2 protein-coding genes are annotated in these 2,148 nt (G+C 29.5%); one reads left to right on the top strand and one right to left on the bottom strand.

Features of this window, described 5'->3' with window-relative positions; genetic code table 11:
- Positions 1–266: 266 nt before the first annotated feature.
- The gene (locus OC683_RS02345) at positions 267–1,232 is read right to left on the bottom strand and encodes an IS3 family transposase (protein WP_304514934.1); all 966 of its coding nucleotides are present in this window, start codon (positions 1,230–1,232) and stop codon (positions 267–269) included.
- A 742-nt stretch (positions 1,233–1,974) separates the two neighbouring features.
- Here OC683_RS02345 and OC683_RS02350 point away from each other — a divergent pair.
- Positions 1,975–2,115, top strand: coding sequence for a hypothetical protein (locus OC683_RS02350; protein WP_304514935.1), 141 nt, complete (start codon positions 1,975–1,977; stop codon positions 2,113–2,115).
- Positions 2,116–2,148: the final 33 nt, after the last annotated feature.

The following is a 2,148-nucleotide window of genomic DNA, read 5'->3' on the forward strand; positions in this document are numbered from 1 at the left end:
GCCATAAAACCTATAATTTTTAAACCATATAAAATATAAAGGAATTAAAAAAATAACAAAAATCCCATATAAACTCCAAATAAATAATCCTATTTCAATAAATTTAATAAAATCATTCATGATCAATTAACTCCTTTTTATAAAATTTTTACCTAGCATTAATAACGATTAGGAATTGTTTTTATATTAGACAAAAACATATTTGTTTTAATATTATAAATATATTAATCAAAAAGCAATTTTGATTGTTCATAAATTTAGTTTGATTAATTAATCTTAGTCTTAAGTGGAGATCTTTTTTCTTGATAATTTTGTAAATAATGAAGGGGACTTTGATAATTGAGTTTTTTGATAGGCCATTTGTGATTATAAAAACTTTTAAAAGTTTGAATTTTTTTAATTATTTCCGTAAAAGAATAGTTATACCAATCCCCATAACGACTTTTAAACCACCCTTTCAAATTACTAAACCAGGATTCGATCGGGGCATTATCATTAGGACAACCAGAGCGAGACATACTAATTAAAAAGCCCCTTCGTTGTAAAGTTTGTTGCCAAAGGCGACTACTATAACTACCACCCCGATCCGAATGAATAATACAAGGTTTTGTTAATGAAGGTAAAGCTTTAAAGGTCGCTTTAATTAACTTTAAATTAGGTTTTAAACTAGTTTTTAAACTTAAAATCTCTTGATGATAACCATCTAAAATAACTGAAACCCATAACAATCCTTGAGTTGTTGGGAAACAAGTTAAATCGGTATAAAGTTTGGTCAAAGGTTGATCGGTAACAAAATGGTTTTTGATTAAATTGGGTTGATAAGCAACATGTTGGTGAAAAATTTGGCTTTTCGTATGTGGACGTCGCCATTTCATTAACCAATTGTTAGTTTTCATAATTTTTAAAATTATTTTATGATTGACAATTTCTTGAAAAAATTCTCGATATAAAACCGTAATTTTGCGATAACCACAAGCATAATGATACTTTTGACATAATAACCCCACTCTTTTAGTAATTAATTGATAACGATGTTGACGTTTTTGTTGAGCTTTTTGACTTTTCCGCCAATAATAATAAAGATGCCTTTTGATTTTTAAAAGGTTCAAAATCTGGGTAATCGTTAAAGTTTGGCGGTAAAATTTGACTAAAGGTAACATTATTTTTGATAAATCGGGGCGTTGATAAAGAATGACTGTTTGTAATAATTCAATTTGTTTCGGGATTAACATGCGCAACTTTTTCCTTTATTTAAGATAGTACCATTTTACCATCCTTATCGGAAATAAATGAACTAAAATGAAAAAATAATTTATTTGAGAGGCGATTTTTTTCTTTTTTTTGGTTAACTAATAGTGAGGAGGTAAAATGATTTTGATTTTTGTCTTGAGTAAACTTTTATTGGACATTTAACTTTCTACAAATGGCTTAGTTAAAAAAAGTTTTGTTCACGAGAAAAGCTGAGATATTTCCGACTTAAATAGCGATCAAGATGATTATTAATATTTTTAAAAGTTGTCACAAAATATGGGTTCAGTGCGCATAACTGGGATTTTTTTTGTAACTCCGCTACCTATGGCTATTAACATTCCACGACTACTGAAGGCATCTATATAAAGTTCGGCTTCTCCTAAAAGGGTGTCAAGGAGATTACCAAAACTAAATTCATGTCTTTTATCCTAATCATCTAAAGTGATTCTAACTGCTTCCGCCCCAGTACGTAAAATTTTAATTGGTCTTTTTTCATACCAATCAATGTTATTTTTTTTAAACTTCGTCAATGTTTTTTGGGATTTCGGTATAGCGTTCTTTGGCTGATTAGATTTGGTTAAATATTGATTTTTCATCATCATTTAAATTTGATATCTTTTTGCTAAATCTTTTTTAAATCTTCACAATTAGCTAATACATTGGGGTTTGCGGCTACATTACCCATGTGAACATTAATTTTATCGATGTCACTTAACTGACCGCTTGAAAGCGGAACGTTGTGAGAACTGCGACAAAACAACCCAACTTCAAATTCATCACATGGGGACAATTCGCAAGGCGAATCGCCAAAGGATCAGGCAAGTATTGTGTAAAGATTATCATCAGAAGATAACCAGATATTAGGAAAACAAGAACAATAAGAATAAATAGCTAATC

It is taken from the genome of Candidatus Phytoplasma crotalariae (assembly GCF_030586865.1).
Taxonomy (GTDB): Bacteria; Bacillota_I; Bacilli_A; order Acholeplasmatales; family Acholeplasmataceae; genus Phytoplasma; species Phytoplasma citri.

Excerpts from the sequence above, each read along its gene's own strand:
- OC683_RS02345 (WP_304514934.1), bottom strand. The coding sequence starts at position 1,232 with ATGTTAATCCCGAAACAAATTGAATTATTACAAACAGTCATTCTTTAT.